This window comes from Haloarcula rubra, from assembly GCF_019599465.1.
In the GTDB taxonomy this organism is placed as follows: Archaea; Halobacteriota; Halobacteria; order Halobacteriales; family Haloarculaceae; genus Haloarcula; species Haloarcula rubra.
The window spans coordinates 269,089-294,987 of the sequence record NZ_RKLR01000001.1; the positions used below are offsets into that span (position 1 = coordinate 269,089).

The 25,899-nt window shown below is 67.0% G+C and carries 29 protein-coding genes; 17 read left to right on the forward strand and 12 right to left on the reverse strand.

The features are described from left to right. Nucleotides 1–14 precede the first annotated feature (14 nt). On the forward strand, nucleotides 15–308 hold the full coding sequence (locus EGH21_RS01485) for a hypothetical protein (RefSeq protein WP_220616701.1): 294 nt from the start codon (nucleotides 15–17) through the stop codon (nucleotides 306–308). Nucleotides 309–323: 15 nt separating this feature from the next. Here EGH21_RS01485 and EGH21_RS01490 read toward each other — a convergent pair whose 3' ends face one another. Beyond that, nucleotides 324–764: a bis(5'-nucleosyl)-tetraphosphatase gene (locus tag EGH21_RS01490; RefSeq protein ID WP_220616702.1), complete on the reverse strand. Its 441-nt coding sequence runs from the start codon at nucleotides 762–764 to the stop codon at nucleotides 324–326. Nucleotides 765–981: 217 nt separating this feature from the next. Here EGH21_RS01490 and EGH21_RS01495 point away from each other — a divergent pair, with 217 nt between their 5' ends. Next, nucleotides 982–1,314: an uS10/mL48 family ribosomal protein gene (locus EGH21_RS01495; protein ID WP_220616703.1), complete on the forward strand. Its 333-nt coding sequence runs from the start codon at nucleotides 982–984 to the stop codon at nucleotides 1,312–1,314. A gap of 24 nt (nucleotides 1,315–1,338) precedes the next feature. Next, the gene (locus EGH21_RS01500; protein ID WP_220616704.1) at nucleotides 1,339–2,613 is read left to right on the forward strand and encodes an amidohydrolase; all 1,275 of its coding nucleotides are present in this window, start codon (nucleotides 1,339–1,341) and stop codon (nucleotides 2,611–2,613) included. A 20-nt stretch (nucleotides 2,614–2,633) separates the two neighbouring features. Here EGH21_RS01500 and EGH21_RS01505 read toward each other — a convergent pair whose 3' ends face one another. Beyond that, nucleotides 2,634–4,007, reverse strand: a complete 1,374-nt coding sequence (locus tag EGH21_RS01505) for a geranylgeranyl reductase family protein (RefSeq protein WP_220616705.1) — start codon at nucleotides 4,005–4,007, stop codon at nucleotides 2,634–2,636. Between the two features lie 91 nt (nucleotides 4,008–4,098). On the opposite strand from EGH21_RS01505, the gene EGH21_RS01510 reads away from it, so the two are divergent. Next, the gene (locus EGH21_RS01510) at nucleotides 4,099–4,431 is read left to right on the forward strand and encodes a 2Fe-2S iron-sulfur cluster-binding protein (RefSeq protein WP_220616706.1); all 333 of its coding nucleotides are present in this window, start codon (nucleotides 4,099–4,101) and stop codon (nucleotides 4,429–4,431) included. Nucleotides 4,432–4,612: 181 nt separating this feature from the next. Beyond that, complete coding sequence (locus tag EGH21_RS01515; protein WP_220616707.1) at nucleotides 4,613–5,215, forward strand: DUF7110 family protein; 603 nt, start codon at nucleotides 4,613–4,615, stop codon at nucleotides 5,213–5,215. A 15-nt stretch (nucleotides 5,216–5,230) separates the two neighbouring features. Here the strand turns inward: EGH21_RS01515 and EGH21_RS01520 are convergent, their stop codons facing one another. Continuing rightward, nucleotides 5,231–5,839: a stage II sporulation protein M gene (locus EGH21_RS01520; protein WP_220616708.1), complete on the reverse strand. Its 609-nt coding sequence runs from the start codon at nucleotides 5,837–5,839 to the stop codon at nucleotides 5,231–5,233. Nucleotides 5,840–5,975: 136 nt separating this feature from the next. Here EGH21_RS01520 and EGH21_RS01525 point away from each other — a divergent pair, with 136 nt between their 5' ends. After that, on the forward strand, nucleotides 5,976–6,953 hold the full coding sequence (locus tag EGH21_RS01525) for a phosphoadenosine phosphosulfate reductase family protein (RefSeq protein ID WP_220616709.1): 978 nt from the start codon (nucleotides 5,976–5,978) through the stop codon (nucleotides 6,951–6,953). 37 nt (nucleotides 6,954–6,990) lie between these two features. Here EGH21_RS01525 and EGH21_RS01530 read toward each other — a convergent pair whose 3' ends face one another. Both EGH21_RS01530 and EGH21_RS01535 read right to left on the reverse strand, forming a co-directional pair. After that, a complete protein-coding gene (locus EGH21_RS01530; protein WP_220616710.1) occupies nucleotides 6,991–7,710 on the reverse strand; it encodes a type 1 glutamine amidotransferase in 720 nt (239 codons plus the stop codon). A gap of 79 nt (nucleotides 7,711–7,789) precedes the next feature. Next, complete coding sequence (locus tag EGH21_RS01535) at nucleotides 7,790–8,917, reverse strand: glutamate-cysteine ligase family protein (protein WP_220616711.1); 1,128 nt, start codon at nucleotides 8,915–8,917, stop codon at nucleotides 7,790–7,792. A gap of 822 nt (nucleotides 8,918–9,739) precedes the next feature. On the opposite strand from EGH21_RS01535, the gene EGH21_RS01540 reads away from it, so the two are divergent. After that, nucleotides 9,740–10,303, forward strand: coding sequence for a PH domain-containing protein (locus EGH21_RS01540; RefSeq protein ID WP_220616712.1), 564 nt, complete (start codon nucleotides 9,740–9,742; stop codon nucleotides 10,301–10,303). Beyond that, nucleotides 10,300–10,893 carry a PH domain-containing protein gene (locus EGH21_RS01545; RefSeq protein ID WP_220616713.1) on the forward strand — a complete coding sequence of 198 codons (594 nt, stop codon included), beginning with the start codon at nucleotides 10,300–10,302 and terminating at the stop codon, nucleotides 10,891–10,893. Before EGH21_RS01540 ends, EGH21_RS01545 begins: the two co-directional genes overlap by 4 nt. 1 nt (nucleotide 10,894) lies before the next feature. On the opposite strand, the gene EGH21_RS01550 is transcribed toward EGH21_RS01545, so the two are convergent. After that, nucleotides 10,895–11,101 (reverse strand): hypothetical protein, encoded by a 207-nt coding sequence (locus tag EGH21_RS01550; RefSeq protein ID WP_220616714.1) that lies wholly within the window; start codon nucleotides 11,099–11,101, stop codon nucleotides 10,895–10,897. An 84-nt stretch (nucleotides 11,102–11,185) separates the two neighbouring features. On the opposite strand from EGH21_RS01550, the gene EGH21_RS01555 reads away from it, so the two are divergent. The 3 genes from EGH21_RS01555 to EGH21_RS01565 are packed head-to-tail and all read left to right on the forward strand — an operon-like array spanning nucleotide 11,186 to nucleotide 15,162. Then, complete coding sequence (locus tag EGH21_RS01555) at nucleotides 11,186–13,576, forward strand: penicillin acylase family protein (RefSeq protein ID WP_220616715.1); 2,391 nt, start codon at nucleotides 11,186–11,188, stop codon at nucleotides 13,574–13,576. Then, complete coding sequence (locus tag EGH21_RS01560) at nucleotides 13,569–13,928, forward strand: hypothetical protein (RefSeq protein ID WP_220616716.1); 360 nt, start codon at nucleotides 13,569–13,571, stop codon at nucleotides 13,926–13,928. The genes EGH21_RS01555 and EGH21_RS01560 overlap by 8 nt, the downstream gene beginning before the upstream one ends. A gap of 43 nt (nucleotides 13,929–13,971) precedes the next feature. Continuing rightward, entirely contained in the window at nucleotides 13,972–15,162 is a 1,191-nt protein-coding gene (locus EGH21_RS01565; RefSeq protein ID WP_220616717.1) for an MFS transporter, read from the forward strand. Between the two features lie 6 nt (nucleotides 15,163–15,168). Here the strand turns inward: EGH21_RS01565 and EGH21_RS01570 are convergent, their stop codons facing one another. Next, nucleotides 15,169–17,202 carry an AMP-binding protein gene (locus EGH21_RS01570; protein WP_220616718.1) on the reverse strand — a complete coding sequence of 678 codons (2,034 nt, stop codon included), beginning with the start codon at nucleotides 17,200–17,202 and terminating at the stop codon, nucleotides 15,169–15,171. A gap of 117 nt (nucleotides 17,203–17,319) precedes the next feature. Between EGH21_RS01570 and EGH21_RS01575 the strand changes: the two genes are divergently transcribed. Further along, on the forward strand, nucleotides 17,320–17,907 hold the full coding sequence (locus tag EGH21_RS01575; RefSeq protein WP_220616719.1) for a GNAT family N-acetyltransferase: 588 nt from the start codon (nucleotides 17,320–17,322) through the stop codon (nucleotides 17,905–17,907). 1 nt (nucleotide 17,908) lies between these two features. On the opposite strand, the gene EGH21_RS01580 is transcribed toward EGH21_RS01575, so the two are convergent. Continuing rightward, nucleotides 17,909–18,382 (reverse strand): FKBP-type peptidyl-prolyl cis-trans isomerase, encoded by a 474-nt coding sequence (locus tag EGH21_RS01580; protein WP_220616720.1) that lies wholly within the window; start codon nucleotides 18,380–18,382, stop codon nucleotides 17,909–17,911. A gap of 110 nt (nucleotides 18,383–18,492) precedes the next feature. Here EGH21_RS01580 and EGH21_RS01585 point away from each other — a divergent pair, with 110 nt between their 5' ends. The 3 genes from EGH21_RS01585 (at nucleotide 18,493) to mce (ending at nucleotide 21,099) form a co-directional block, all read left to right on the forward strand. Then, on the forward strand, nucleotides 18,493–20,175 hold the full coding sequence (locus tag EGH21_RS01585; RefSeq protein WP_220616721.1) for an acyl-CoA mutase large subunit family protein: 1,683 nt from the start codon (nucleotides 18,493–18,495) through the stop codon (nucleotides 20,173–20,175). Nucleotides 20,176–20,296: 121 nt separating this feature from the next. Continuing rightward, a complete protein-coding gene (locus EGH21_RS01590) occupies nucleotides 20,297–20,665 on the forward strand; it encodes an SHOCT domain-containing protein (protein ID WP_220616722.1) in 369 nt (122 codons plus the stop codon). Nucleotides 20,666–20,709: 44 nt separating this feature from the next. Then, the gene (gene mce, locus EGH21_RS01595) at nucleotides 20,710–21,099 is read left to right on the forward strand and encodes a methylmalonyl-CoA epimerase (RefSeq protein WP_220616723.1); all 390 of its coding nucleotides are present in this window, start codon (nucleotides 20,710–20,712) and stop codon (nucleotides 21,097–21,099) included. 22 nt (nucleotides 21,100–21,121) lie between these two features. Here the strand turns inward: mce and EGH21_RS01600 are convergent, their stop codons facing one another. Beyond that, entirely contained in the window at nucleotides 21,122–21,865 is a 744-nt protein-coding gene (locus EGH21_RS01600; protein WP_220616724.1) for an NUDIX hydrolase, read from the reverse strand. A gap of 86 nt (nucleotides 21,866–21,951) precedes the next feature. On the opposite strand from EGH21_RS01600, the gene EGH21_RS01605 reads away from it, so the two are divergent. Next, on the forward strand, nucleotides 21,952–22,920 hold the full coding sequence (locus tag EGH21_RS01605; RefSeq protein WP_220616725.1) for a nucleotidyltransferase family protein: 969 nt from the start codon (nucleotides 21,952–21,954) through the stop codon (nucleotides 22,918–22,920). 15 nt (nucleotides 22,921–22,935) lie between these two features. On the opposite strand, the gene merB is transcribed toward EGH21_RS01605, so the two are convergent. Further along, the gene (gene merB, locus EGH21_RS01610; protein WP_220616726.1) at nucleotides 22,936–23,550 is read right to left on the reverse strand and encodes an organomercurial lyase; all 615 of its coding nucleotides are present in this window, start codon (nucleotides 23,548–23,550) and stop codon (nucleotides 22,936–22,938) included. Between the two features lie 77 nt (nucleotides 23,551–23,627). Between merB and EGH21_RS01615 the strand changes: the two genes are divergently transcribed. Continuing rightward, nucleotides 23,628–23,972 carry a winged helix-turn-helix transcriptional regulator gene (locus EGH21_RS01615; protein ID WP_220616727.1) on the forward strand — a complete coding sequence of 115 codons (345 nt, stop codon included), beginning with the start codon at nucleotides 23,628–23,630 and terminating at the stop codon, nucleotides 23,970–23,972. Between the two features lie 3 nt (nucleotides 23,973–23,975). Here EGH21_RS01615 and EGH21_RS01620 read toward each other — a convergent pair whose 3' ends face one another. Both EGH21_RS01620 and EGH21_RS01625 read right to left on the reverse strand, forming a co-directional pair. Next, nucleotides 23,976–24,698, reverse strand: coding sequence for a diphthine--ammonia ligase (locus tag EGH21_RS01620; protein ID WP_220616728.1), 723 nt, complete (start codon nucleotides 24,696–24,698; stop codon nucleotides 23,976–23,978). A 35-nt stretch (nucleotides 24,699–24,733) separates the two neighbouring features. Beyond that, a complete protein-coding gene (locus EGH21_RS01625; protein ID WP_220616729.1) occupies nucleotides 24,734–25,858 on the reverse strand; it encodes a DUF373 family protein in 1,125 nt (374 codons plus the stop codon). Nucleotides 25,859–25,899: the final 41 nt, after the last annotated feature.

Sequence of the window (25,899 nt, forward strand, 5' to 3'; positions counted from 1 at the left end):
ACGGTCCCGGGCGGGTGGGTAGCGCCGACACCGCGTTCGGTTCTGACTTCTACATCAAGACGAAGAACGGGACGGCCAGCGAACAGGGTGCGTGGGAAGCGTGGGCCGTCATCCTCGTCGGCGTCATCGGTATCGTCGCCGTCGAACTCGGCGGCGAGACGGGTGCGAAAATCGCGCTCGCGTTACTCCTCGTGGTCCCGATACTGGTTATCGTCGCCGCCGTCCTCGGGACGTTCGTCCTCGGCGTGGGTAGCTCTGCACAGGCGGCGCTCCTGCTCACCGGCGCGCCGGTGGTGCTGGCGGCCTGACGCCGACGGGACCTCTCACTCCTCGGTGTCTTCGTCCTCGAACTTCTCGTCGAGGAAGTCGTGGGCGTCTTCCAGTATCTCGCGGGGGCCGTCCTGCGTGACGGTGTTTATCGCCTGATCGTAGTCGCGCCACTGCAGGTCGCGGTGTTCGGTCGATAGCTCTGCGGACGCCTCGAAGGACTTCGCGACGAACAGGTGGACCGTCTTGTGGATGGTGTTCCCGTTCGCCTCGAACACGTAGTCGTAATCTTTGCGGAAACCGTCCAAGAGCCGGAAATCGCCGATTCCGGCCTCCTCTTTCACTTCGCGTATGGCGGTCTGCTGGAGTTCCTCGTCGCCCTCGACGCCGCCCTTGGGGAATTCCCAGTCTCCGGGGCGGCTCTTGAGCAGGAGGTACTCCCGCCGGCCACGCGTATCGCGAAAGAGGATGGCTCCCGCGCTCGTGGCCTCTATCATTGCGAAGATTTAGTACACCGGTACTTAAGAGAATATCGGAGGCGGCCGCGACGTCGCCGGCGAAGCCGAAACGGTAGGTTTCATATCGTAGCCCCCGACACGAAGCCGTGTGACGGCCGAAACGCGTGTGGCAGGTCCCGATTCTGCAACCGGCGTCGGACGCCGATACGCGAAACGGAGGGCCTTTTACACCTCGCTGGTGAGAGTCAGGACAGAGATGCCCTTCGTCACGACCCTGACGCTCACGAGTGGGGACCGCCACCGTCTCGACGACGTCGTGGCGGACATCAAGGACCGCGCCGCACGGAAAGGCGTCGAACTGAAGGGGCCGCACCCGAAGTCCCCCGACGAACTGCGCATCCCGCAGTCGAAGACGCTGGGGCCCGACGGCGGCCGCTTCGAGTCGTGGCACCACACCGTCTACACCCGCACCATCGAAATCGTCGGCTACGAGGCGTTCGCCCGGTCGGTGACCGAGGAGGAGTTCCCCGACGGCGTCCACGTGTCGGTCGGCGTCGAGCAGCGAACCCAACTCGGGAGCGGGTCATAAGTCCCTCCGGGGCCTTGGGCCCCTATGGACGACGACAGACACGAGCGACTCGTCTCGCTGCGGCGTGACCTCCACCGGCGTCCCGAACCGGCGTGGCGCGAGTTCTACACCACCAGCCGCATCGTCGACGAACTGGAGCGCATCGGCGTCGACGACCTGCGACTCGGCCCGGAGATGCTCGACGGCGACGCCCGCATGGCCGTCCCGGACGACGACGAACTCGCCGAGTGGCACGAACGCGCCCGCGAGGCGGGTGCACGTGAGGACGTCCTCGAACGGACGGCCGGCGGGTTCACCGGTGCACTCGCGACGCTCGAACGCGGCGACGGGCCGACCGTCGCACTGCGGGTCGACATCGACGGCCTCCCCATCACCGAGTCCGAGGAGCCGACCCACGTGCCGGCGGACGGTGGCTTCCGCTCGACCAACGAGGGGTACATGCACGCGTGCGGGCACGACGCCCACGCCGCCTTCGGCGTCGGCGTCCTCGAAGCCGTCGCCGAGAGCGAGTTCGCGGGGACGTTCCACGTCCTCTTCCAGCCGGCGGAGGAGGTCATCGGCGGCGGGAAGGCCGTCGCCGAGAGCGGCGTACTGGACGACGTGGACCGACTGCTGGCCGTCCACGTCGGCCTCGACCACCCGACGGGCGAAGTCGTCGCGGGCGTCGACGGGTTCCTCTCGGTCCGCCAGTTCGAGGTGACGTTCACCGGCGAGTCGGCCCACGCCGGCGCGAGTCCGGGGTCGGGCCGGGACGCGGTGCAGGCCCTCGCGACGGCGGTCCAGAACCTCCACGCCATCCGCCGACACGAGGACGGCGCGACGCGGGTCAACACCGGCGTCGTCGAGGGCGGCACCGCGACGAACATCGTCCCCGAGAGCGCCAGCATCGAGGGGGAAGTCCGCGGGGAGACGACCCACCTGAAGGAGTACATGAGCGACCGGGCCGACACCGTCGTCGAGAACGCCGCCGCGATGCACGACTGTGAGTCCACCATCCGGACGACGGCAGAGGCCCCCAGCGCCGTGAGCGACGACGAACTGGCGGACGTGGTGGCCGACGTGGCCGACGGCGTCGAGGGCGTCGAGTCGATTCTCCACAGCGACGACCTCGGCGGGAGCGAGGACGCCACCTACCTGATGCGACGGGTCCAGGAGCACGGCGGCCTCGCCTGCTACGTCGGTATCGGCACCGACCACCCCGGCGGCCACCACACGCCGACGTTCGACGTCGAGGAGCGGTCGCTCGCCATCGGCGTCGACGTGCTGGCGGGCGCTATCGAGCGCTGCTGGGCGGAGTGAAGACGAGAGAAGAAACCTGCTCAGTACTTCGGGTCCGCGCCGGTGACCTCGTAGATGTCGTCCATGATGGCGTCGCGTTCGGCCTGCCACGCCGCGAACCCGCTGGGGTCGTCCGGGTAGTCCTCGTAGTGGGCGAGGAGTCGGTCGGCGGCCTTCTTCGTCTGGTAGAGGTCCCGGATCGTGCCCCAGTGGCCGAAGCTCTTGACGGCCATCTTTAGTTTCAGCCCAAGTCCCACGCTCGTCGACCCACCGTACAGCGCCTCGGCCAGTTTCTCACCGGGGAGGGCGGCCAGCAGGCCCATCAGGTCGTCCACGTCGTAGGCCGTCGTGAAGATGTTGTACACGTCCAGCGCCGCGTAGCGGGCGCCGAAGTGGTCCATCACGTTGACGTTGTACTCCCAGAGGGCCGCCTCCTCGTCGGTGCGGCCGTCCTCGATGGCCTCGATAGCTTGCTCGGCGGCGTACTTCCCGGCGTAGGCCGCCCCGGCGATGCCGCCGCCGGTGGTCGGGTTGACGTGGCCGGCCGCGTCGCCGACGGCCATGTAGCCCGGCGCGACGGCCGAGTCGTAGGGGCGACGGGTCGGCAGGGCCGCGCCCAGTTTGTCCTGTACCTCGGCGCCCCGGAACTCCTCGCGCCCGCGCAGGTCGCGTTTCAGGTCCTCGACCAGTTCCATCGGTTCCTCGTTCATCTGGAAGCCGAGGCCGACGTTGATCTCGGTGTCCGTGCGCGGGAAGTACCAGAGGTAGCCAGCCGACCGCTCCGTCGGTTTGAACACCAGTGCGTCGTCCCACTCGACCGGTTCCTCGACTTCGACGATCTCCCGGTAAGCCGAACAGAACTGCGAGTAGCGGACGTTCGTGTCGAAGGTGGCGTCCTCGAAGTCCGTCTTGTCCTGCAACAGCGAGAGCGCGCCGGCGGCGTCGACGACGATGTCCGCCTCGTAGGTGACCGGGTCGCCCTTCCGGATGGCGTCGAAGCCGGTGACCTCGCCGGACTCGTCCTGCAGGACGTCCTGTACCACGGTGTCGTAGTGGAACTCCGCGCCCGACTCGTCGGCCCCCTCGATGAGACAGCGGCCGTACTCCCAGCGGTCGATGACGGCGAGTTCGCCGGGCACCGGAATCTCCAGCACCGTGTCCTCCTGTGGAATCTCGAACCGGCCGTGGTCGACGTCCGTGTTCGTGAACGCGGGTTCGAGTTGTGACTTCGGGATGGCTTCGGGGAAGTCGCTCGCCCCCTTCAGGGCGTCCCCACAGGCGATGTGCCCCGCTTCCTCTGCGTCCTTCCGTTCGACGACGACGACGTCGTAGCCCGCGTCGGCGACTGTCGCGGCGGCGTAACAGCCCGACGTCCCCGCCCCGACGACGGCTACGTCGTACTGGTGAGTGGTCATGCACCCTCGTCCTAACCGGAGAGAGAAAATCGTTCCGACTGTCGCCGTGACGGGGATAAAGAGTTTTGACCGGGGCCGCGAAAGCCGGAATATGACCGAGTACACCGTCGAGTTCGTGGGGACGGGCGAGGAGATTACCGTCTCCGACAAGGAGACCATCCTCTCGCGCTGTATCGAGGAAGGCATCGCACAGGAGTACTCCTGTCGCGTGGGGATGTGTCTCGCCTGTTCGGCCGAAATCGTCGCGGGTGAGGTGACCCAACCGGCCGCCCGCGGCCTCACCGAACAGGAGCGAGAGAACTACGCGTTGACCTGCATGGCCCGACCGGCCTCGGACCTCCGCCTGGACCGCGGGAAATACCCCCCGAGCATCGAAGCCGACGCGGCCGACGCGGCCGGCGACGCCGCGGCCGCCGACGACTGACAACTGCCCGTCGCCGCTCTCGCGCGATGCGTGTTACCACCTCCCGCGTGCGGTATTCTCACGCACACAAACGTCTGCCACGGGCAGAATGAAGGGCAGGTCATATAAGCACGTGGGTCCTACATGGTAGTGACACCAGCGTCAGCGGACGGCCGTCGACGATTGACACACGCTCCCAACCATGACCAGCCGCGTATACAGACTCCATTCGACGCTCGAACTGCCACTGGAAGACGCCTACGACTTCTTCGAGGACCCCGACCTTCCACCCGAAATCGCTGACGTAGAGATTACCCGTCGGAACAACACGCTCATCGTGAGCGCCGTCGCCAAAGACGACACGATGAGCAAGTACACACCGACGGCCCAGCTCAAGGCCAGCGTGACAGAGAACCGGGTCTACGAGGAGGACCCCGACGAGATGGGGCCGCCCGGGGCCGCCAGCACTGGTTCGACGGGTGGGGGCCCGCAGTGGGGGGCCCTCGAAGAGGAAGAGGAAGAAATCGAATCGGAACTCGTCGAGTACGCCTGCTTCAAGGGTGACCGCGAGACCGTGCTCCAGAACACCGCCCTGCAGTACGCGATGTTCGAGGTCCTCTGTGAGGTCGCGAAGGTCGCCGAGAAGGGCACGTTGACCGCCATCGCCGCCGTGGACGAGGAACTGGAGGCTATCCGCATCGTCGACGGCGAGGAACACCCCGCCTCGATCAACGTCGTGGAAGACCCCACCGACGAGGACGAGGAAGACGGGGTCAACTGGCGCGACAACGAGTTCATCAGCTAACTCTGCGGGCCGTTCTCAGACGCTTCCGAGTTCCCGACCAGCCACTCGCTCGGCGATTTCGAGCGTGAGCGTCGCCTCGACGTACGCCGCGACCAGAATCATGACGACGGCGACGGCGACCAGCCAGCCCGCCTCGCGGAGGTCCCGCTCCGTCACCAGTTCGTCTTCGAGTCCCCGGAGGTAGCGGACCGTGAGCCGAGCGAAGCGGAGGCCGACGGCCGCGACGACGAGGAGCGCCGGAATCTCGACGACACCGTGGGGCAGGATGAGTGCGACGACCACGATTGGGTCGACCTGCTGGACGGCGATGCCGACGACTGCCCCGATGAGGAGGCCGTTGAGGACGAGGCCGGCCACCGTGACGATGCCCAGCGACACCGCACCGAGCAGCAGCACGAACATCGCGACGAGGTTGTTGACGGCGATGGCGTAGGTGGTCAGTTCGTCCGGGAAGAACGGGTTCGACCCGCTCTCGGCCGCGGTCGGGAGCGACTCTATCGGCACCGCGCTCCCGAGGAGGAACCCGACGGCAGTACTCACCCCGAGCAACAGCGCGGCGATAGGCACGTAGAGTACGAGCCACCGTCGGCAGACGGCCCGCGCCCTCGCGTAGCGAGACGACATGGACGGGCGTGTGCACGCACTGAGCCGTGAAAAAAGGTGCAGGCGACAGTGCCGACGTGGACGGTGTGGCAACCGTCTGCACCCGACCGGGCATCCCAAAAAGTACTTACAGCGGCTAATTATATGTCATTACACGATGTCCGAGACAGCCGAGTTCCCCGACTACCTCGACGTCGACTACACCGACGGCGAGGGCGAATCGCCCGAGGAGTACCCGACCATCAACCACAAGATAGAGAAGGCTATCGAGGTCACGAAGACGGGCCTCGAACAGTACGAGAACCCCGTCGTGATGTGGACCGGTGGGAAGGACTCGACGCTCACGCTGTACTTCGTGAAGGAGGTGGCGGACCGCTTCGACCTCGAAGTCCCGCCGGTCGTCTTCATCGACCACTACCAGCACTTCGACGAACTCATCGACTTCGTCGAGCACTGGGCCGACGAGTGGGACCTCGACGTCATCTGGGCCCGCAACGAGGACGTCGGTAACTACGTCGACGAGAACGGCCTCGAACCGGGCGACGACATCCCCATCAGCGAACTCTCGGAGCACAACCAGCACCACGTCCGCAACATCCTCGAGTACGAGGAGGACACCTTCCCCTTCCTGCTGGACACCTACGTCGGCAACCACCTCCTGAAGACGGTGGCGCTCAACGACGCCATCGAGGAGTACGACGTCGACGGCATCATCTCGGGTATCCGCTGGGACGAACAGGAGTCCCGCGCCGACGAGACGTTCTTCTCGCCGCGTCACGACCCCGACATCTACCCGCCCCACGACCGTATCCAGACTATCCTCCAGTTCGCCGAAGCCGACGTCTGGGAGGCCTTCTGGAACTTCGTCGTGCCGGACACGGTCGAGGGCTACCCCGAAGACGGCTACGTCCCGCAGGGGCAGGACGACCTGCCCGAGGGCATCGAGAAAGAGGACGTGCCCGTCTCGCCGAAGTACTTCGCCGGGTTCCGCTCGCTGGGTAGCGAGGTCTCGACGGACAAGTCCGCCGAGGAGCCCGCTTGGCTGCAGGACATGGAGAACACGACCGAGCGCGCCGGCCGCGCCCAGGACAAAGAGGACCTGATGGAGCGCCTGCGCGACCTCGGCTACATGTAAGCTCGGGACGCGACCGCTGCCGGAGTCGTCCGGTCACTCAGTTCGTGGCGTCCGGCGACGACCGCTCGTCGACCGGCGGCCGGACCTCCTCGACGAACTGCAGGAAGTTCTCGAACAGCCGTTTCGCTTCACAGGCGGCCCGGTAGTTCTCCTCGGTGACGCCGTCGAGTACCGTCGCTATCCGCTCGTCGGAGAGTTCGTCTTTCCCCTCTGTCACCGTCCGTGCGGTCGACATGTCGTACTCGGGGTGGAACTGGACGGCGAAGACGCGGCCCTTCCGGAACCCGTGGATGCCGTAGTCGTTCCGGGCGAACACTGTCGCTCCGGGTGGGGCCTCGGAGACACGGTCAGAGTGTGTCGTGAACACGGTGAAGTCGTCGTCGAGGCCGTCCAGCAGACGGTTCTCCCCGTCCTGTTCGACCGTCCGGTACCCGATTTCGTACTCGTCCATCGGCTCGACGCGGCCGCCGAGGACGTTCGCGAGGAGTTGGTGCCCGTAACAGACGCCCAGAAACGGCATCCCGGCCGCGACGGCGTCGCCGACCCACTCCTTCAGGCGGCCGATCCACGGTTCGTCCCAGTAGACAGAGGCTCTCGACCCAGTGACGACGCAGCCGTCGAACGTCAGGTCCTCCGGGAGTTCGCCCGACGGACAGTGGTACTCGACGAGGTCGGCGTCTATCTCCCGCCGGAAGTTCCGGCGGGTGTCCTCGGCAGCGTGCGCGGCGTTCAAGAGCGCGAGCCGTGGCCGGGTCATTGGCTCCCGCTAGGAGCGCGACTCGCAAAGGTCGTGCCCTCGTGTCACAATTTGCCACGCCGTGTGGCTGGGTGGGGCGCTAGAACCCGTCGGAGAGCCTGTGCGCCGGACTGGACCGCTGGATGTCTCGTTCGAGTCGCTCCGCGTGTTCCAGACGCAGGTCGCGCGCCGCCGCTACCGAGATGGTCTCCGCGTCGAGCGTCGCCGAGACCGGGTCGTATCCCGACAGGTCGAACCCGAACGTATCGAGGTACGACCGGAGCGATGCCGAGTCGAGGCCGTGACTAATCGCGGCGTCGACGTGTTCGGTCACCGTCTCGAAGGCCGGCAGTGTGACGACGTCGTCGCCGAGACCGACGGCGTCGTCCGTGGGTTCGTCCCGTATCTGGAGGTCGACATCCCGAAGCCGTTCGACGACCGACACGACGTCGTCGGCGAGTCGGACGACCTGACTCGGCACCGCCGTGTCGGGCGACCGCCACTCGACCGTACTGAACTCGTTCCGGAGTTGAACAGGGGTCCACACGGCGCTCTCGGGGTCGAACGCGGACTCGACCGTGTCCCGGTCGAAGTCGGTGTCGAGACTCGAGTGCAGGAACGCGTCGTAACAGCGTCTGAGTCGCACCCGATATTCGGCGGTGTTCTCGACGTACGGCCAGAGTGTCCCCTGGTTGGGGAGGCTGTCGTACGCCATCCGGCGGTAGAGCTCCGAGCGAGCGCCGTTGGCCACGGGGCTACCACGGAAGTGCCGCGCCGAGTTGACCAGCGCCAGCGCCGGATCCAGCGCGATGAGGGTGTTCAACTGGTCGACCGTCCGGCCCGGTATCTGTTCGACGTGGACGTGTGTCCCGGCACAGTGGCGGACGTACTCGAAGTCGTCTCCGACGACGGCGTTCTGGATACGGGTCCGGTCGCTCGGCAGTTCTCGAACCGCCGACGCGTGGAGTGGTGTCGCCAGTGGGACGAGGTGCTTGTCGAGTTCGTCGGCGCGTCGCAGAACGCGCCGCACGCGCCTGAACAGTTCCGTCCGTAGCTCACCCGTCGTCTCGCAGGGTGTCGTCTTCACTTCGAGCATCGGACGGACGAACTCCCGTTCCGCACCGGGCGTCGCGTCGACGAGTCCGTCGGGGTCGACGAGTCGGCCCTCCTCGTCGATTACCCAGTACTCGACCTCGATACTCCGTCGAATCGGCTCTCTCGATGACACAGTCTGTATGTTCGGTTCGCTGCGGACACCCGTTCTACCGGGAAGCGTGTCTCTCGTCCCGTCAGCGGCCACGGCGTCGCTCGACGTCGCAGTGAACGGCTGTAACCAGTCACGGGAGTAGTCGGTCTGTCGCCAGTCGGTCAGTGTGCGTCTGTCGGTCGCATCGCCATGGTGTCTCGTGACACACGCATACGATAAGAAATCTTCGTCAAAATGTGCTCTAATACCTTATATTATATTATAAGTACGCTGTAGACAGGACGTTCACCCCTCAATTTCGGCTACAGAGTGAAGAATAGGTAGATAGGTTGCAGACTCGTGCAGTCCGAAACTGGTCGCCACAGCGACAGTTCGACGACAGTCGATGAAGTCCTCGATGCGTGTCTGCACTCGATGCCGGCGTTTTCACCCGATTCGACACCGACCGGCGGCTCGCGTTCCACCGACGAGTCGACGAACGCACGCGGATACCTCGCGCCCGCAGACGTCGCCGACACTGTCCTCCGTCCGCCAGATGGGCAGTCACGCCTGAATCGACCCGACGCCGGCCCGAGTCCGGAGAACGACAATTGTCGTATAAAGCTTTAGATATTGTCGAATAGTACACTGTCGTGATGACTGCCAGTCAGTACAAGTGTCCCGAGTGCGGAACGGAACTGAGCTACGTGACGACCAAACACACGGGCTGTACCGAGTGTGGGTTCGTCCCACCCCACAGCGCCGAGTGAGTATCCGGACCGGACAGAGAGTCCGCGAGCGTCGCTCTCGGCGAGGCCGAGCCCATCGGACAGACTTTTCATTCAGCTATACGGAGCCGAACGTATGAGTACGGACTACGACTGGCTCACACTGGACGACGACGAAGAGATCGTCTGGGCCGGTCGGCCCTCCACCGAATCGCTCTACGGCGCGTACCTCGTCGGCGTGCCGATGATACTCCTGCTGGGTCTGGGAGTCGTCGTCATCGCCTCGGCGTACCTGCGCCAGCAGAACACCGACTACGTCATCACGAGCAAGGGCGTCTACAAGAAGACGGGCGTCTTCAGTCGCGCCGTCACCGAGATAGAGTTCGACAAGGTCCAGAACACCTCCTTCTCTGTCGGCGCCATCGGCCGGTACTTCGGCTACGGTGACGTGATGATCAGCACCGCCGGTGGGTCCGGGGTCGAGATGACGCTGCAGGGCGTCGAGGACCCTCAAGCGGTGCAGAAACAGCTCTCCCGCCGAGTCAAGCGGGCACAGGGCGAGACGGGGGAGGCGGCCGACGACGAGTCGAAGGCCGACGTCCTCGACGAGATTCTGGCCGAACTGCGCGCGATACGCCAGTCGCTAGACGCCGAGACGGCACGGCGCGGCGACGCGGGCGCGGACGACCGGGGCCGATGAGCGCCGTCGACCGGGTGGTGCTGGACGACGAGGAGACCGTGCTCTGGCAGGGTCGGCCGCGACGCCGCGTCGTCCTGCAGGGCGTCGCGACGGGACTGGTCGGGGCGCTCGTCGTCGCCGCCGTCGTCTGGACGGCGCTCTCTGCCGCCGCCGTCTCGGTGCTGCTCCGGGTCGCCGTGACGGTTCCGCTGGCGGCCGTCGCGCTGGCCGTCCCGACAGTCGCCGTCTGGCTCTGGCGTCGGACCACCCACTACCTGCTGACCGAGCGTACGCTGTACCACCGCACCGGCGTCCTCTCGGTGACGGTGACGGAACTACCGCTCCGGAAGGTCCAGAACACGGCCTACGGGCAGGGCGTCCTCGGCGCCGTCTTCGGCCACGGAACGATAACCGTCGACACCGCCGGCAGCGAGGGCGCCGAACTGACGCTTCGCGCCATGGACGACCCCGGCGCCGTCCAGCAGCGCATCGCGGAGCAGACTGCGCGGGTCCGCGGTGACGACGCCGACGCCGTGCCCGGGTCGGTCGAGCAGTGGCGAGCGGTGCGCTCCGAGGTGCGCGCGATTCGGGCGGCGCTGGGCGAGCGATAGGCTACCGGTCTCCGGTGGGCCGGTACTGGTCCCCGTCTTTCTCCAGACGGTCCTCGGCGACGGCGCGTTTCAGCGCCCGGTCGACCTCTCGCTTGTCTATCGTGGTCGCTCCCATCAGCGAATCCACCTGCGCGCGGGAACACCATCCGTCCTCGCCCGTCACGTCCCGTATCGTCTCGACGACGCGCGTGGTGATGTCTGTCGGCATCGGTCGGGAGGGCGGGCCAGCGACACTTGAACCCGTCGAGAGAACCGACCAAACGTTTACAGTTGCCCGGGCCACCCGTGGCGTATGGACCGCAGTCGCAGGGCCGTTCTCGCGGCCGTTCTCTCGGGTGGGGTCGGGGCGGCGTTGCTCTCGCCGGCGAAGGGGTATCTCGACCGATTCGCCCCGCTGTCGGGCGACTACTGGGACGCCGCGACGACGACCACCCCGGAGACGGTCAGCAGTGCCTACGGGTCGGCGTCGGTGCGCTACGACGACGCCCACGTCCCGACTATCGAGGGGGACTCGGAGGCCGCACTCGCCTACGCCGTCGGCTACGTCCACGGGACGGACCGGCGCTTCCAGATGGACCTGTTCGTCCGGCGGATGCGCGGCGAACTCGCCGCCGCCGTCGGCGAACAGGGCGTCGAGTCGGACCGGTTCCACCGGCAGATGGACTTCACCGCCGCCGCAGAAGCCAACTGGGACGCGTTGGAAGATACCGAGACGGGCGCGTCGCTATCGGCGTTCGCCGACGGCGTCGGAGACGCCACCGCCGACGGGTCGGTGGCCCCGGAGTTCCAGTTGCTCGACTACGAACCCCGCGAGTGGTCGCCGGTCGACACGCTCCTGATACAGAAACAGATCGGCTGGGGATTGACCGGGAGTTTCCGCACGCTCCGGAACGCGGCGGCGGCAGACGCGCTGGGAGCGGACGCGGCCGCGGAACTGTACCCGGACCGACTCGACCACGACAGCCCGATTCTCCGGCCATCCGTCTCGTTCGACAGTCTAGCGAGCGACGTGACCGCGACGCCCGAGCGCACGGTCGACGCCGAGTTCGCTCGATGGGCCTCGACGTTCGAGTCCCCGGACGGCGTCGGGTCGAACTCGTGGGTCGTCTCGGGAACCCACACCGAGAGCGGGAAACCCCTGCTGGCGAACGACCCGCACCTCTCGCTGCTGGCCCCGCCGCTGTGGTACCGCCAGCACTTGCGCGCCCCGGACCTGCAGGTCGGCGGCGTCGCCTTCCCCGGCGTCCCGTTCGTCGTCATCGGCGAGAACGACGCGGGCGCGTGGGGCTTTACCAACGCCGGTGGGGACTCAATCGACTTCTACCGGTACGACACCGACGGCGAGACGTACCGCTACGGCGACGAGACACGCGAGTTCGACGTCGAGACACAGACCATCGCGGTCAGCGGCGGGGAGGACCGCGAGGTGACCGTCCGGAAGTCCGTCCACGGCCCCGTCCTCGAACGGTTCGGCCAGCGAGTCGGCGTCGCGTGGGTCGGCCTGCAGGCCAACCGAACCGCCGCGGCCATCCGGGAGTTGAACTACAGCGATGGGCGCGACGAGGCGATGGCCGCGCTCCGGGCGTTCGACCACCCGACGCAGAACGCCGTCTACGCCGACCGCGAGGGCAACACCCAGTACTACATGACTGGACTGGTGCCCCGGCGAGTGACCGACAGCGAGTCGGTGCCCGTCAATCAGATTTTCGACGGCAGCGAGACGGAGGGGGAGTGGCCCGGCTACGAACCCTACGGCGTCCCGGACCGGAGCGAGTTCGTCCCGAGCGAGGCCAAACCCCAGTCCCGCGACCCCGACTACCTCGCCACGGCGAACCAGCGCATCGTCGCCGACGAGGAACTCGACTACTACCTCGCGGAGGCCTACAGCGCACCGTGGCGCGGCAAACGCATCTACGACCTGCTGGACGAACGCGCGGCGAGCGACGACCCGATGGACTTCGCGTTCGTGCGCCGGGTCCAGCGCGACGTCCGGGACGAGCGAGCGGCGCTGTTCGTGCCCGTGATTCTGGACGTCCGGGGGGAGATGGACGGTCGCGCACGCGCGGCGGCCGACGAACTCGCCGACTGGGACTACCGGATGGACCGGGACTCGCGGGCGGCGCTCGTCTTCGCGTTCTTCGTAGACGCCTACCGCTCGCAGGTGTTCGACGCGGCCTTCGAGGCGGCCGGACTGGACGACCGCTTCTACCCGAACGACTGGGTCTTGCTCCACCTGCCGCCCGACAGCAGGTGGTTCGAGGACCCGCCGAGTGGCGACGCCCGAAGTCGAGCGGCGACCATCGCCGCAGCGATGACCGACGCGCTCGACGCCGTCGACGAGGCCGGCCACGAGGTGTACGGCGACTACAATCGGACCGCCATCGACCACCCGTTCGACCAGTCGTTCCTCAACTATCCGCGCTACCCGACCGACGGGTCGCCGGCGACGGTCCGAAACGTCCGCAAGGCGTCGGCCGTCGGCAGTAGCTACCGGCTGCTCGCCCGGTTCGACGGCGAGACGTCGGAGTCCGTCATTCCCGGTGGCAACGCGGGCAGTCCGTTCTCCGACCACTACGACGACCAGTTGCGCGACTGGGCCGACGGCGAGTACCGGCCACAGACGCCGACGACAGACGGCGACCCCGACGTCGAGTTCGTCCCCGAGGAGGGCGGCGATGCGTAGTCCGCTGGCCACGCTGTGGGCGGTCCAGCGCTCCGCCCGGCAGCGTCGGGCCGCGACGGTCGGTGCCGTCCTCGTGGGTCTGGGCCTCGGGTCGGTCCACTGGCTGGGGTTCGTCGTGGGCGGTGCACTGGTCGGCGTCTGCTGGCCGTCGCTCCGGTCGGCTATCGCCGCGGGGTTCGGGTTCGGCGTGGTCGCCGTCGCCGTCTTCCTCGCCCGGTTCGCACTCGTCGGGACGCTGGACGGGGCCCTCGGGATGGGACCGCTCATCGCTATCGCCGTCGTGACGCCGCTGGTCGCCGGGTCGCTCGGCGCGGCGGTGCGAGGGCTGCTGCCCGCAGGCGAGTCGGAGTGAGGTGTTCGACACGTATTTTCGTCCGTCAGTCCAACCGACGCCTGTGAGCGCACGCCGAGAGCGCGTGGTCCTCGCCGGCGTCGTCTTCGCCGTCCTGCTCGCGCAGGTGCTGCTGTACCCCGGGGTCGACACCCTCGTCCGGGCGCTGGGGGCCACGACGGAGTTGGACGCCAGCATGTGGTTTCTGGCCGTCGAGTTCGGCGCCTTCGTCGCCTTCGCCGGCGTCTGGGGCGTGGTGAGCGACGCGACCGGACGGCGGGTGCCGTTCATCGTGACCGGCGCACTGGGCGGCGCCGTGTTCTACGTCACGTTGGCGTGGCTCCCGACGCAGGTGCCGATATCCTTCGACGGCATCCTCGTGCTTCGGGCGCTGCAGGGCGCGATGACCATCGCCGCGTTCTCGCTGGCGATGACGATGCTGATGGACCTCACGGGCGGGCACGGCAAGAACATGGGCGCGGCGGGCATCGCCATCGGCGCGGGGACGGCACTCGGGGCGCCGCTGGGCGGCCAACTGTACGGCGTCTCTCCGACGCTCCCGCTGTACGCCGCCAGCGCCCTCCTGTTCGCCGTCGCCGCTCTCGCGACGCTGGTGACGGACCGCGCGCCCTCGAACACCGACGGTCGACTGGCCGCCGTGACTGCCCGCCTTCGCGAGACGCCGGCGCTGGGTATCCCCTACGCCTTCGGCTTCATCGACCGCTTCACTGCCGGCTTCTTCGCCCTCGTCGGGACGCTGTACTTCCGGGAGGTGTTCGCACTGACCCCCGGCGAGACGGGGCTGATGCTCGCGCTCTTCTTCGCGCCGTTCGCGCTGCTCCAGTACCCCTTCGGCGTCCTCTCGGACAGCATCGGCCGGACAGTCCCCATCGTCGCCGGGTCGTCGCTGTACGGCCTCGCCGTCGTCGGCGTCGGCCTCGCACCGACCGTCACGACGGCCGGCGTCGCCATGGTGGTCGTCGGCGTCATCGGGGCGCTGATGGCCCCGGCGACGATGGCGCTCGTGACGGACCTCGCCGGGGAGAGCGGTCGCGGGACGGCGATGGCCGGCTTCAACGCCTTCGGGAGCGTCGGGTTCCTCGCGGGCATCCTCGTCGGCGGGTTCGTCGCCGGCGAGTTCGGCTACCTCGCCGCCTTCATCGTCGCCGGCGGCGCGGAACTGGCGCTGGCGATGGTGTCGTTGCCGCGACTGCTCGCACTCGACGTGCCGACGGCGGACCGGCCGGCGGACTGAGACGGGTCAGCGGGCGTCGGCCACCGCGTCCAGCGCCTCCGGATTCTCGATGCTGGACATGTCCCCCAACTCCTCGTCGCGATAGACGGCCCCGATAGCCCGGCGGATGATCTTCCCGCTCTGGGTCTTCGGGAAGGCGTCGACGAACAGCACCTCGCGCGGGCGGAAGGGCTTGCCGAGTTCGTCGCCGACCGTCGACTGGACGGCCTCGCGGAGCGAGTCGGTGGGGTCGTGGCCCGGTTCGAGCACGACGTAGAGGACGACGGCCGTCCCGGTGGTGTCGTCGGGCGCGCCGACGGCGGCGGCCTGATTCACCGCCGGGTGGTCCATCGCCGCCCCTTCGACTTCGGCGGGCCCGACCTTCCGACCGGCGACGTTCAGCGCGTCGTCGGCCCGGCCGTGGAGGAACCAGAGGCCGTCCTCGTCCTTCTGGGCCCAGTCGCCGTGGTCCCAGAGGTCGTCCCACGTCGACCAGTACTCCGCCAGATAGCGCTCGTCACCGCTCCACAGCGACTTCGTCATCGAGGGACAGGAGTCGCGCGCGACGAGGAACCCGCGTTCGTTCGTGTCAGCGATTGACTCGCCGCTCTCGTCGACGATGTCGACGTCCATCCCGAGGCCGGGGCCGCCGAGCGTACAGGGTTTCAACGACTGGATGGGCATCGGCATCAGGAAACAGCCCATTATCTCCGTGCCGCCGGAGATGTTGATGATGGGACACTCGCCGCCGCCCACCTCGTCGTAGAACCACTGCCAACTCTCCGGGTCCCACGGTTCGCCCGTCGACCCGAGCAGTCGGAGCGAGGAGAGGTCGTGGCCGTCCAGCCACTCGTCACCTTTCTTGCGGAGCGCCCGGATAGCCGTCGGCGACACGCCGAAGACGGAGAGGTCGTGGCGGTCGATCATCGCCCAGAAACGGTCGGGGTCGGGGTGGTCCGGCGCGCCCTCGTACATGAAGACGGTGCCGCCCAGCGCGTGGTTGCCGAGCAACGTCCACGGTCCCATCATCCACCCGATGTCGCTCACCCAGAAGAAGCGGTCGCCGGGTTTGTGGTCGAACCCGAAGTAGATCTCCTTCGTCGCCTGCAGGAGCGCTCCCGCGTGCGTGTGGACGATGCCCTTCGGTTCGCCCGTCGTCCCGGAGGAGTACAGCAACATCGACTCCGCGTCGCTCGGGAGCGACTTCGTCTCGTAGCTGTCCGACCGGGGCTGGATAGCCTCGTCCCACCACTCGTCGCGGCGCGTCCACGTCACCCGGTCGACGGGGTCCTCGGCGGTGCCGATACGGTCGTAGACGACGACGTGTTCGACGGGCGTGTCGCCGCTCTCGGTCAGGTCCGCGGCCTCCCCGATGGCTTCGTCGGCGGTGTCCTTCAGATGCACTTTCGACCCGCGGCGGTAGAAGCCGTCGCCGGTGAACAGCACCGAACACTCGGCGTCGGCGATGCGCGTCGCCGTCGCGTCGACGCCGAACCCGGAGAAGATGGGCACCGCGATGGCACCGACCTGCAGGCAGCCATAGAGGATGCTCGCCACCTCGGGGACCATCGGCATGTAGAGGCCCACGGTGTCGCCAGTCTCCACGCCGACCGATTCGAGGTAGTTCGCGACCCGGTTGCTCTGCTGGTGCAAATCGTGGTACGTGAACTGTCGGACGTCGCCGGGTTCGCCCTCCCAGATGAGGGCGACGTGGTTCCGGGCGCCGTCGTCGCGGGCGGCGTGCCGGTCGACGGCGTTGTGCGCGGCGTTCAGTTCGCCGCCGGGGTACCAGTCGGTGAACTGTGGCCCCTCGCTGTCGTCCCGGACCGCGTCGTAGTCCTCGAAGAACTCGATGCCCAGATAGTCGACCAGTTCGTCCCAGAACCAGTCGACGCCGCTCTCCGGGACGCCGTCGACGTCGGTCGTCGTCCGGGTTATCAGGTCGTCGTAGTCCTCCATGTCGTACGTCTCCATGAACTGCCAGACGTTGGTGGATTCGACGAACTCGCGCGAGGGCTCGTGGACGACGTGGTCCAGTTCTTCGAGTGACTCCGGAGCCATACCGTGTGGTTCGCTGACAACACACTAAGTAGTTGCGTGGCGGTGTCCCGGACGGACACGGACTCTCCGACTGGTACTCGGCAAACCCTTTTTACCGGGGACGGCGAACCTACACCCATGTACGTCCGGGACGCGAAAAACCGCGAAGAGGTCTGGTTGCTGGACCGAATCGAGGAGATGGGACTGGACGACACCGCCTTCCGCTCCCGCGACTACGTGGTCGCCATCGACGAACACGACCACCAGAAGGCCGGGTTCGGCCGCATCCGCATCCACAAACCCGAAGACACCGACCCGATATGTGAGTTGACGAGCATCGGCGTCCTGCCGGAGTGGCGCAATCAGGGCGTGGGTGCCCACATCATCGAACGACTGGTCGAGTACGCCAGCGACGAAGGGTTCGACGTGGTGTACTCCCTGACCAGCGCCAGCGAGTATCTCGCCCAGTTCGGTTTCGAGCGCATCGAACCCGAGCAGTTGCCCGAGCGTCTGGGGGAACGACTGGAGGTCAAACGGGAGAACATCCAGCCAGACGCCGTCCCCCTGCGCCTCCAGATAGACCGGTTCCGGATGCCAGAGCGGTTGCGCGAGCAGTTCAAGAACGCCTCGGTCCACGAACCGACCGAGTCCGAACCCGAAGACACCGCCGAGGACTTCGGTATCGACCCCGACGAGGCGACCTACAAGTACGATACGGGGAGCTAGGTCACCGCACGTCGACGACTTCGACGTCGAACACCAGCGTCCGGCCGGCGAGTTCGTGGTTGAAGTCCACCGAGACGGCGTCGTCTCGCACCGCCGTCACGTCGCCGTGAAGTCCGTTCTCGGCCTCGACGTGGAGGCCCACCTCCGGCGCTTTGCCGACCATCGCCTCGAACGTCTCCGGGTCGTACTCCCGGACCTTCTCGTCGTCGGCCTCGCCGTAGGCCTTCTCGGGTGGCACCGTCACCGTCGCCTCTTCGCCGTCTGCCATCCCGACGAGTGCCTCGTCGAGGCCCTCGATGATGTCGCCAGCACCGACGGTGAAAGCCAGCGGTGCGTAGTCCTCGGGGTCGGTGTCCTGTGCGTCCAGCAGGCCCTCCTCCTGTGCGACGTCCAGCCGTGAGGTGTCGAAGACGCTCCCGTCCTCGAAGCGACCGACGTACTCGATGGAGACTCCGTCTCCGCGCTCGATTGCCATGGCCGAGACTGAGTAGAGGAGGGGGATAAATCCCGGGACACGTCTGATACTCGTGTAGGACCGTGCAGGATTCGCGAACGCTTAAGCCCGGTCCGGTCCACGATATCCGCATGTTCGACCCCGACGAGCTGGACGAAATCCGCGAGGCGAAAGCCGAGTGGGAACAGGAAGACGTCCAGCCGACCGTCGACCGGTTCGGCGAGCGCGAAGAGACGTTCACGACGGACACCGAGGGGCACGAGGTAAACCGCCTGTACACGCCCGCGGACGTCGCTGACCTCGACTACGAGGAGGACCTCGGTTTCCCCGGCAGAGACCCCTACACCCGCGGCGTCTACTCGACGGGCTACCGCGGCCGCCTCTGGACGATGCGCCAGTACGCCGGCATGGGCACGGCCGAGGAGACCAACGAGCGGTTCAACTACCTGCTGGACGAGGGTCAGACCGGGCTCTCGATGGCGTTCGACCTGCCGACCCAGATGGGGTACTCCTCGGACCACGCGATGGCGGCCGGCGAGGTGGGCAAGACCGGCGTCGCCATCGACTCGCTGGACGACATGGAGACGGTGTTCGAGGGCATCCCGCTGGACGAGGTGTCCACGTCGATGACTATCAACGCGCCCGCCGCGGTGTTGCTGGCGATGTACATCGCCGTCGGCGACAAGCAGGGCGTCGACCGGGAGGAGCTACGCGGCACCATCCAGAACGACGTGCTCAAGGAGTACATCGCCCGGAACACGTTCATCTACCCGCCGGAGCCGTCGATGCGACTCATCACCGACATCTTCGAGTTCTGCGCGGCGGAGGTGCCGAACTTCAACACCATCTCCATCTCGGGCTACCACATCCGCGAGGCGGGGTCGACGGCCGCCCAGGAGATAGCGTTCACGCTCGGCGACGGCATCGAGTACGTCGAGGCCGCCATCGAGGCGGGGCTGGACGTCGACGACTTCGCGCCGCAACTGTCCTTCTTCTTCGCCTCCTACAACAACATCTTAGAGGAGGTGGCGAAGTTCCGCGCCGCCCGTCGCCTCTGGGCGAAGATAATGGACGAACGGTTCGACGCCGAGAACCCCAAGTCCAAGCAGTTGAAGTTCCACACCCAGACCGCCGGGTCGACGCTGACGGCCCAGCAGATAGAGAACAACGTCGTCCGGGTCGCCTATCAGGCGCTCGCCGCGGTGCTGGGCGGCACGCAGAGCCTCCACACCAACGGGAAAGACGAGGCCATCGGCCTGCCGACCGAGGAGTCGGTCCGGACCGCCCTTCGCACCCAGCAGATTCTCGCCCACGAGTCCGGCGCGGCCGACACCATCGACCCCCTCGCCGGGAGCTACTACGTCGAGTCGCTGACCGACGAACTCGAAGCGGACGCCCGCGCGCTCATCGAGGAGGTGGACGAGCGCGGGGGGATGCGCCGGGCCATCGAGGACCAGTGGGTCCAGCGCCAGATTCAGGACGTTGCCTTCGAGCGCCAGCGCGAACAGGAGGCCGGCGAGCGCATCATCGTCGGCGTCAACGAGTACGAGGTCGAGGAGGAGGGCGAACAGGACATCGAGGAGGTCGACGAGGCCGTCGAGGCCGCCCAACAGGAGAACGTCGCCGCCGTCCGCGAGGAGCGAGACGACGCGGCCGTCGAAGCCGCGCTGAACGATCTCGCCGACGCCGCGGCGGGCGACGAGAACCTCATGCCCTACATCGTCGACGCGGTGAAAGTCTACGCCACGACCGGCGAAATCTGTGACGTGCTCCGGGACGTGTTCGGCGAGTACCAGCCCGGGTCCTCGATGTAGCGACTTTCGAATCGAAGGTTTCCGCCGGTCGTTCGTTCGGTATCGTAACAGGAACGGCATTGAACGAGGGTCGTGTACCTCTAGGTATGTACTGGACTCGACACGCTGGAGGTGTGCGACGATGAGCGCGACCGAGCGCGACAGCCGTCTCGTGGTGTTGGTCTTGCTCGTCCTCGGCGCTTTGCTCGTCCTCCCCGCTCTCGCCATGGGGTTCGGGATGATGGGCTACGGGATGATGGGAAGCGGCATGTGGGGCGGTGGCGGCATGTGGGGCGGGACCGGCACGGGGTGGATGTGGCTCGTCGGCCTCCTGTTCCAACTGCTGTTCCTCGCGGCCGTCGTCGGCCTCGGCTACCTCGTCTACCGAGCGGTCACCGGCGGCGACGGCGGCCGTGACGCGGCCGTCGCGGAACTGCGCGAGGCGTACGCTCGCGGCGACCTGACCGACGAGGAGTACGAGCGACGGCTCGAACGGTTGCGCGAGGAGTGACGGCGGGACAGAGACTTATACGTCGGCCGGACGAGAGCCCGTACATGCAGTTCGACCACGCGGGCGTCGCCACCGACGACACCGACACGCTGGCAGCGCTGTACGAGACCGTCTTCGACGCACCGGTCGCCCACGAAGAGGTGTTCGACGGGCTACGAGTGACGTTTCTGGACCTCGGCAACGGCTACTTCGAACTTCTGGAACCCCTGCCCGACGCCGAGGGCGCGATACCGCGCTACCTAGAACGCAACGGCCCCGGCCTCCACCACGTCGCCCTCGCCACCGACGACATCGCGGCGGCACTAGAGACCGCCCGCGGCGCTGGCGTCGACCTCGTCGACGAGACGCCACGAGACGGCGCGTGGGGCCACGACGTCGCGTTCTGTCATCCGGAGTCGACCGGCGGCGTCCTCGTGGAGTTCGTCGAACACTGACGGTGTCGGGTCGGCCGACCCGCTACTCCTCGGTCTCTGTATCGAGTTCGTCGCCCCGGTCGCGCGCTTCGAGGAACTGCTCCCAGAGGCGCTCTGCGCCCTCGGTCATGTGTTGGGGTGGTTCGGCGAACCACGCCGCGCCGACGAGTTCGGACTCGTCGACGTCTATCGCCCCGTTGGCGTACTCGGCGCGGAAGTAGACGTCGAGCGTGTGGACCGACCCCTCCGCGTCGGTGTCCGGGTAGTACTTGCGGTGGAACACGTCCTCGACGCCCTCGATGGTCCCGCGGACGCCCGTCTGTTCGGCCGTGCGACGGAGCGTGGTCCCCTGCATCGACTCGTACTGCTGGCCCTGTCCGCCGCCCGGGAGCGCCCACAGGTCGGCCCCGCGCCCCAGCACCATCAGCACGCGGTCGCGCGTGTCGTGGCTGGCCTGTTCCGGGATGTTCTCGCTCAACTCCGGGAACGTCTCGCCGTCGCGGACGAGGAAGGCGACACTGTTGCCGTCGTACCCCGTGCTGTTCGTCGCGGCGAACACCTCCGCGTACTCGCCGGCCGAGAGTTCGTACGTCTCCTCGGTCACCGGCACCTCGTACATCGCCCGCAGGTCGTCGAGTTTCTGCTCGACGTTGACGTGGTTTATCTTGTCGATGACGTTCTCCCCCTGCTCGGCGGCCGTCTCGGCCAGTTCCGAGTCGAACGAACCGTCGGCGTCGGCCGTCGATGCCTCGTCACCCACGTCCTGCGAGCCGTCGTCCCCAGTCATACGTGGGACGTTCCCGTGGACGCCGATAAATGGACCGGTGCCGTCAGATGAAAAGGAACTTGTCCGTCGGTGGTGTCGCCCCCGGTATGAAAGCGATAGTCCTCGCCGGTGGGTACGCGACGCGACTGTGGCCGGTCACGAAACACCGGCCCAAGATGCTCCTCCCGGTGGGCGACTCGACCGTCATCGACCGGATTCTCTCCGACCTTGAATCCGACGACCGCATCACGGACATCTTCGTCAGCACGAACGAACGCTTCGCCGAGGACTTCGAAGACCACTTCGCCGAGAACGGCTACGAGAACGTCTCCCTGACCGTAGAGGACACCACAGAGGAAGACGAGAAGTTCGGCGTCGTCGGGGCACTGGCCCAACTCGTCGACCGGGAGGGACTGGGCGACGACGACCTGCTGGTCGTCGCGGGCGACAACCTCATCAGCTTCGACATCTCGGAGTTCGTCGACCACTTCGAGGCGTACGGTGACCCGACACTGGCGGCCTACGACGTGGGGTCCTTGGAGAAGGCCAAGTCCTACGGCCTCATCGAGACGGAGGGCGACGAAGTCGTCGACTTCCAGGAGAAGCCCGACGACCCGAAGAGCACGCTCGTCTCCATCGCCTGCTACGCCTTCCCCGCGGACGCCATCCGATTCGACGAGTACCTCTCGGAAGGCAACAACCCGGACGAACCCGGCTGGTTCATCCAGTGGCTCGTCGAGAACGGCACCGTCCGGTCCTTTACCTTCGACGAGGCGTGGTACGACATCGGCACGCCCGAGAGCTACCTCGAAGCCGTCGGCTGGGAACTCGGAGGCGAGAACGTCGTCGCCGAGGACGCCGCTATCGAGAACACGACGCTGGGGGACAACGTCCACGTCCTCTCCGGCGCGGAAGTCGTCAACTCCAGTCTCGACAACACGGTCGTGTTCCCGAACGCGACCATCGTCGACGCCGACATCCGCAACTCCATCATCGACAAGGACACCCACATCGAGAGTCTGGACCTCGCCGGCGCGCTCATCGGCGCGCACACCCAGTTGACCAACGGCGGATAGCGCCGCCGCTCGCTTTTAGGCCCTCTCCTCGAACAGCGTCGTCGCCAGTGCGCCCGCCAGCGCGATACCGGTCGAGACGGGAACGCTCGTCGTCGCCGCGTCGACGTCGTCGGCCCACACCTCGTACTCGCCGTCGTCCGCGAACACGTGGACGTAGCCACACACCTGTCGGTAGATGCGCTCTAGAGTCGGGTCCGCCTCGGGGTCGACGTGGTCGGAGACGCCGATAGAGACGACGGCGTCCGCGTGCGAGCGAGCGACACCGTCCGGCGCGACGCCGATTTCGACCGTCTCTTCCCACACCGGCGTCGTCGACCGGACCGTCCCGGGTTCGTCGCGCAGGAACGGGACGACGAGTGGGTCGAGCACGCAGACGTACTCCTGCCGGTGGTCGCTCCCGACGAAGGCGTGGCGGCCGTCGTCGGTCGTACACAGGTCCTCGGCCGTCGGGAGTCGCCCGTCTCGCGCCTGTTTGACCGCCCGCATCTCTCCGACCCACTCACCGGCCGTCTCGAGTGGGTCCGTCCCGAACAGCGTCCCCAGATTCGCCGCCACGTCCGGCGGGAGGGCGAAGTCGTCGAGGTCTAATTCGTGACCGAGTTCGGCCGCGTCGATAGTGTCGTCGGACATTGCGCCTCGACTTTGCTATGCGAAGTTATTAAGCTGTGAAGTCCAAAGTAACGGAGTAAGTCCACGGAGACGAAGCTATGGAAGGATTCGACTGTGCCACCGACGACCCGCGGTGTTACTGCCTGCTCTCGGACGTGCTGGACCTGCTCGGTCGGAAGTACGTGATGGACGTCGTCTGCGTCGTCGCTGTCCACGGAACAGTCCGGTTCGGGACGCTGGAGGACCACATCCCGGAGGCGAGCACGTCGACGCTGTCGGCCCGTCTCGACGCGCTGGAAGCGGCCGGTCTGCTCACGCGGGAGCAGTACGACGAGATTCCGCCGCGCGTCGAGTACGAACTGACCGACGACGGCGCTGAGCTGGCCGAGCGGCTAGAACCGGTGTTAGAGTGGGCGCAGAAACGAGCGACGGCAGAGAGTTAGCGGTTATTCGGCCAGCCACGCGTCCTCGACGACGATGCTGCCGCGCGTCCCGTCCCACTCAGTCTCGTACTCCAGTTCGATGCGCCGGTCCATGTGTGGGCCGTCGGTCACCAGCGTCTCGAACTCCCCGCCTTCCCCGAGGATGTGGACGCCGTACTCGTCGTTGAGCGCTTCGAGTTCGTCGAGTGCGTCGGCGTCGAGTCGGCGACCCAGCCACGACTCGTCCAAGCCGTAGGCCGCGACGCGGATGATGCGAATCTCGAAGCCGGCGTCTAACATCGCGTCGGCGAGGTCACGGGGGTTCTCCTGCCAGAGCGGGGCGAAGACGTTCGCCTCGAGGCGTTCGGCCATCGCCTCGATGCGAGTGGTCTGGTACTCACTCTCGACGGCACCAGCGGTGAGGCCGCCGACGCCGTCCGGCAGGTCCGCGTCGAGTTCGCGTAGGGCGGCCTCCAGCGGTTCGAGTTCCTCGTCGCCTTGCTGGCCCGAGTCCGCGACGTCGTCGGCCCCGAAGTCGTCGGGTTCGACCTCCAGTAGCGGGATGCCGATGCTCTCGGCGGCCAGCGAGGCCAGTCGCGTCGCCGGGACGTGGTACATGTAGGAGTCGCCCTCGGGGTGGACCGTCACCAGTCGCTCGACGGAGTAGCCGCGTTCGAGCGCACGGTACAGCGCCCACGAGGAGTCCTTGCCGCCGGAGAACAGCGAGACCCACGCGCCGTCTGTCATGGCCGTCCGTAGCCTGCGGCGGCCTAAATCGCTGTCTATTCGGCCAGTTCCTGCTCGATGTCCGATTGGCTGACGTAGGCGGCGACGCGGACGCCGACGAGGCTGATGAGGATGCCGGCGAGGATGAAGATGGCGAGGCGGGTCCCGGCCTCCATCGGGAAACTGTTGACCTCGACGATACCGAAGTCCATCGCGGGCACGCGGAAGGCGTCGAAGACGCCGGCCCGTTCGAGGAAGTACGCCGAGAACCCGCGGACGACGAGGCCGACGGCGACCGCACCGAACGGGAGGTTCACGTACGCGCTGCGGACGCCCTCGCGCTGGAGAAGTTCGTCAAGCAGGCGGCCGAGCGACGCCGCGAGCGCCGCCGCGGTCAGCCACGGGACGCTCTCGAAGAGGAACCGGTTACCGAGGATGAAGGGGCTGGTCGACGCGACCGACGATATCTCCAGCGCGCCGGCGAACACGCCGACGACGGAGAGGCCGGCGGCGACGACGTAGGTGACGAGCGACACCTGTCCGGAGTACAGCGCCTCGCGAATCTGGCCGGGCAAGCGCGAGAGGTAGGTGTCGATACCCAGCCCCTTGTAGATGAGGAACACGCCGAAGGCGGCCGCGATGGCACCGACGGCGATGGTGGTGCTGTCGGCGACGATGAGCAAGAGGGGGAAGGCGAGCATCGCGAGTCCCAGCGGGACCAGCACCGTCTTCCGGAGTTCCTCGTCGGCGAGGAACTGCTTCAGCAGGTAGTAGGTGGACTCGATGTCGCGGGCCTGCCGGACGACGACGCGGTCGACGGCGTCGACCCGGACGCGGCTCTCGATGATGGGCACGAGTCGCTCGTCGTCGGCGCTGTCGACGACGACGACCGCCGAGTCGGGGTCGTACTCGGCGACGAGGTCGTCGGTCTGGTCGGCTATCTTCCGGTCGGTCCCCACCGAGTCCCCGCCGCCGCCGACCACCGCGACGACGGTGTCGTCGCCGTCGGCTTCGAGGTCGCTCGCCACGCGAAGCCCTTCGAGCAGACAGTTGATGCGACTGTCCTCCGGGTCGACGATACCGGTCTCGGTAATCATCGACTCGACGGCGTCGCTCCCCACCACCGGGCACTCGTCCGCTACCGGGCTGTCCCGGTCGATACACACCACCAGCGTGGTCACAGTACCCGAGAGAGGGTCCCGAAATAAAAAACCCTCGCGAC

Bases quoted from the DNA above. Each gene is read 5' to 3' on its own strand.
- EGH21_RS01540 (WP_220616712.1), top strand. From the start codon at position 9,740: ATGAGTACGGACTACGACTGGCTCACACTGGACGACGACGAAGAGATC.
- EGH21_RS01575 (WP_220616719.1), top strand. From the start codon at position 17,320: ATGTACGTCCGGGACGCGAAAAACCGCGAAGAGGTCTGGTTGCTGGAC.
- EGH21_RS01515 (WP_220616707.1), top strand. From the start codon at position 4,613: ATGACCAGCCGCGTATACAGACTCCATTCGACGCTCGAACTGCCACTG.
- EGH21_RS01490 (WP_220616702.1), bottom strand. From the start codon at position 764: ATGATAGAGGCCACGAGCGCGGGAGCCATCCTCTTTCGCGATACGCGT.
- EGH21_RS01545 (WP_220616713.1), top strand. From the start codon at position 10,300: ATGAGCGCCGTCGACCGGGTGGTGCTGGACGACGAGGAGACCGTGCTC.
- EGH21_RS01585 (WP_220616721.1), top strand. From the start codon at position 18,493: ATGTTCGACCCCGACGAGCTGGACGAAATCCGCGAGGCGAAAGCCGAG.
- EGH21_RS01505 (WP_220616705.1), bottom strand. From the start codon at position 4,007: ATGACCACTCACCAGTACGACGTAGCCGTCGTCGGGGCGGGGACGTCG.
- EGH21_RS01525 (WP_220616709.1), top strand. From the start codon at position 5,976: ATGTCCGAGACAGCCGAGTTCCCCGACTACCTCGACGTCGACTACACC.
- mce (WP_220616723.1), top strand. From the start codon at position 20,710: ATGCAGTTCGACCACGCGGGCGTCGCCACCGACGACACCGACACGCTG.
- EGH21_RS01500 (WP_220616704.1), top strand. From the start codon at position 1,339: ATGGACGACGACAGACACGAGCGACTCGTCTCGCTGCGGCGTGACCTC.
- EGH21_RS01600 (WP_220616724.1), bottom strand. From the start codon at position 21,865: ATGACTGGGGACGACGGCTCGCAGGACGTGGGTGACGAGGCATCGACG.
- EGH21_RS01590 (WP_220616722.1), top strand. From the start codon at position 20,297: ATGAGCGCGACCGAGCGCGACAGCCGTCTCGTGGTGTTGGTCTTGCTC.
- EGH21_RS01615 (WP_220616727.1), top strand. From the start codon at position 23,628: ATGGAAGGATTCGACTGTGCCACCGACGACCCGCGGTGTTACTGCCTG.
- EGH21_RS01620 (WP_220616728.1), bottom strand. From the start codon at position 24,698: ATGACAGACGGCGCGTGGGTCTCGCTGTTCTCCGGCGGCAAGGACTCC.
- EGH21_RS01510 (WP_220616706.1), top strand. From the start codon at position 4,099: ATGACCGAGTACACCGTCGAGTTCGTGGGGACGGGCGAGGAGATTACC.
- EGH21_RS01495 (WP_220616703.1), top strand. From the start codon at position 982: ATGCCCTTCGTCACGACCCTGACGCTCACGAGTGGGGACCGCCACCGT.
- EGH21_RS01520 (WP_220616708.1), bottom strand. From the start codon at position 5,839: ATGTCGTCTCGCTACGCGAGGGCGCGGGCCGTCTGCCGACGGTGGCTC.
- EGH21_RS01555 (WP_220616715.1), top strand. From the start codon at position 11,186: ATGGACCGCAGTCGCAGGGCCGTTCTCGCGGCCGTTCTCTCGGGTGGG.
- EGH21_RS01605 (WP_220616725.1), top strand. From the start codon at position 21,952: ATGAAAGCGATAGTCCTCGCCGGTGGGTACGCGACGCGACTGTGGCCG.
- EGH21_RS01560 (WP_220616716.1), top strand. From the start codon at position 13,569: ATGCGTAGTCCGCTGGCCACGCTGTGGGCGGTCCAGCGCTCCGCCCGG.
- EGH21_RS01580 (WP_220616720.1), bottom strand. From the start codon at position 18,382: ATGGCAATCGAGCGCGGAGACGGAGTCTCCATCGAGTACGTCGGTCGC.
- merB (WP_220616726.1), bottom strand. From the start codon at position 23,550: ATGTCCGACGACACTATCGACGCGGCCGAACTCGGTCACGAATTAGAC.
- EGH21_RS01570 (WP_220616718.1), bottom strand. From the start codon at position 17,202: ATGGCTCCGGAGTCACTCGAAGAACTGGACCACGTCGTCCACGAGCCC.
- EGH21_RS01550 (WP_220616714.1), bottom strand. From the start codon at position 11,101: ATGCCGACAGACATCACCACGCGCGTCGTCGAGACGATACGGGACGTG.
- EGH21_RS01530 (WP_220616710.1), bottom strand. From the start codon at position 7,710: ATGACCCGGCCACGGCTCGCGCTCTTGAACGCCGCGCACGCTGCCGAG.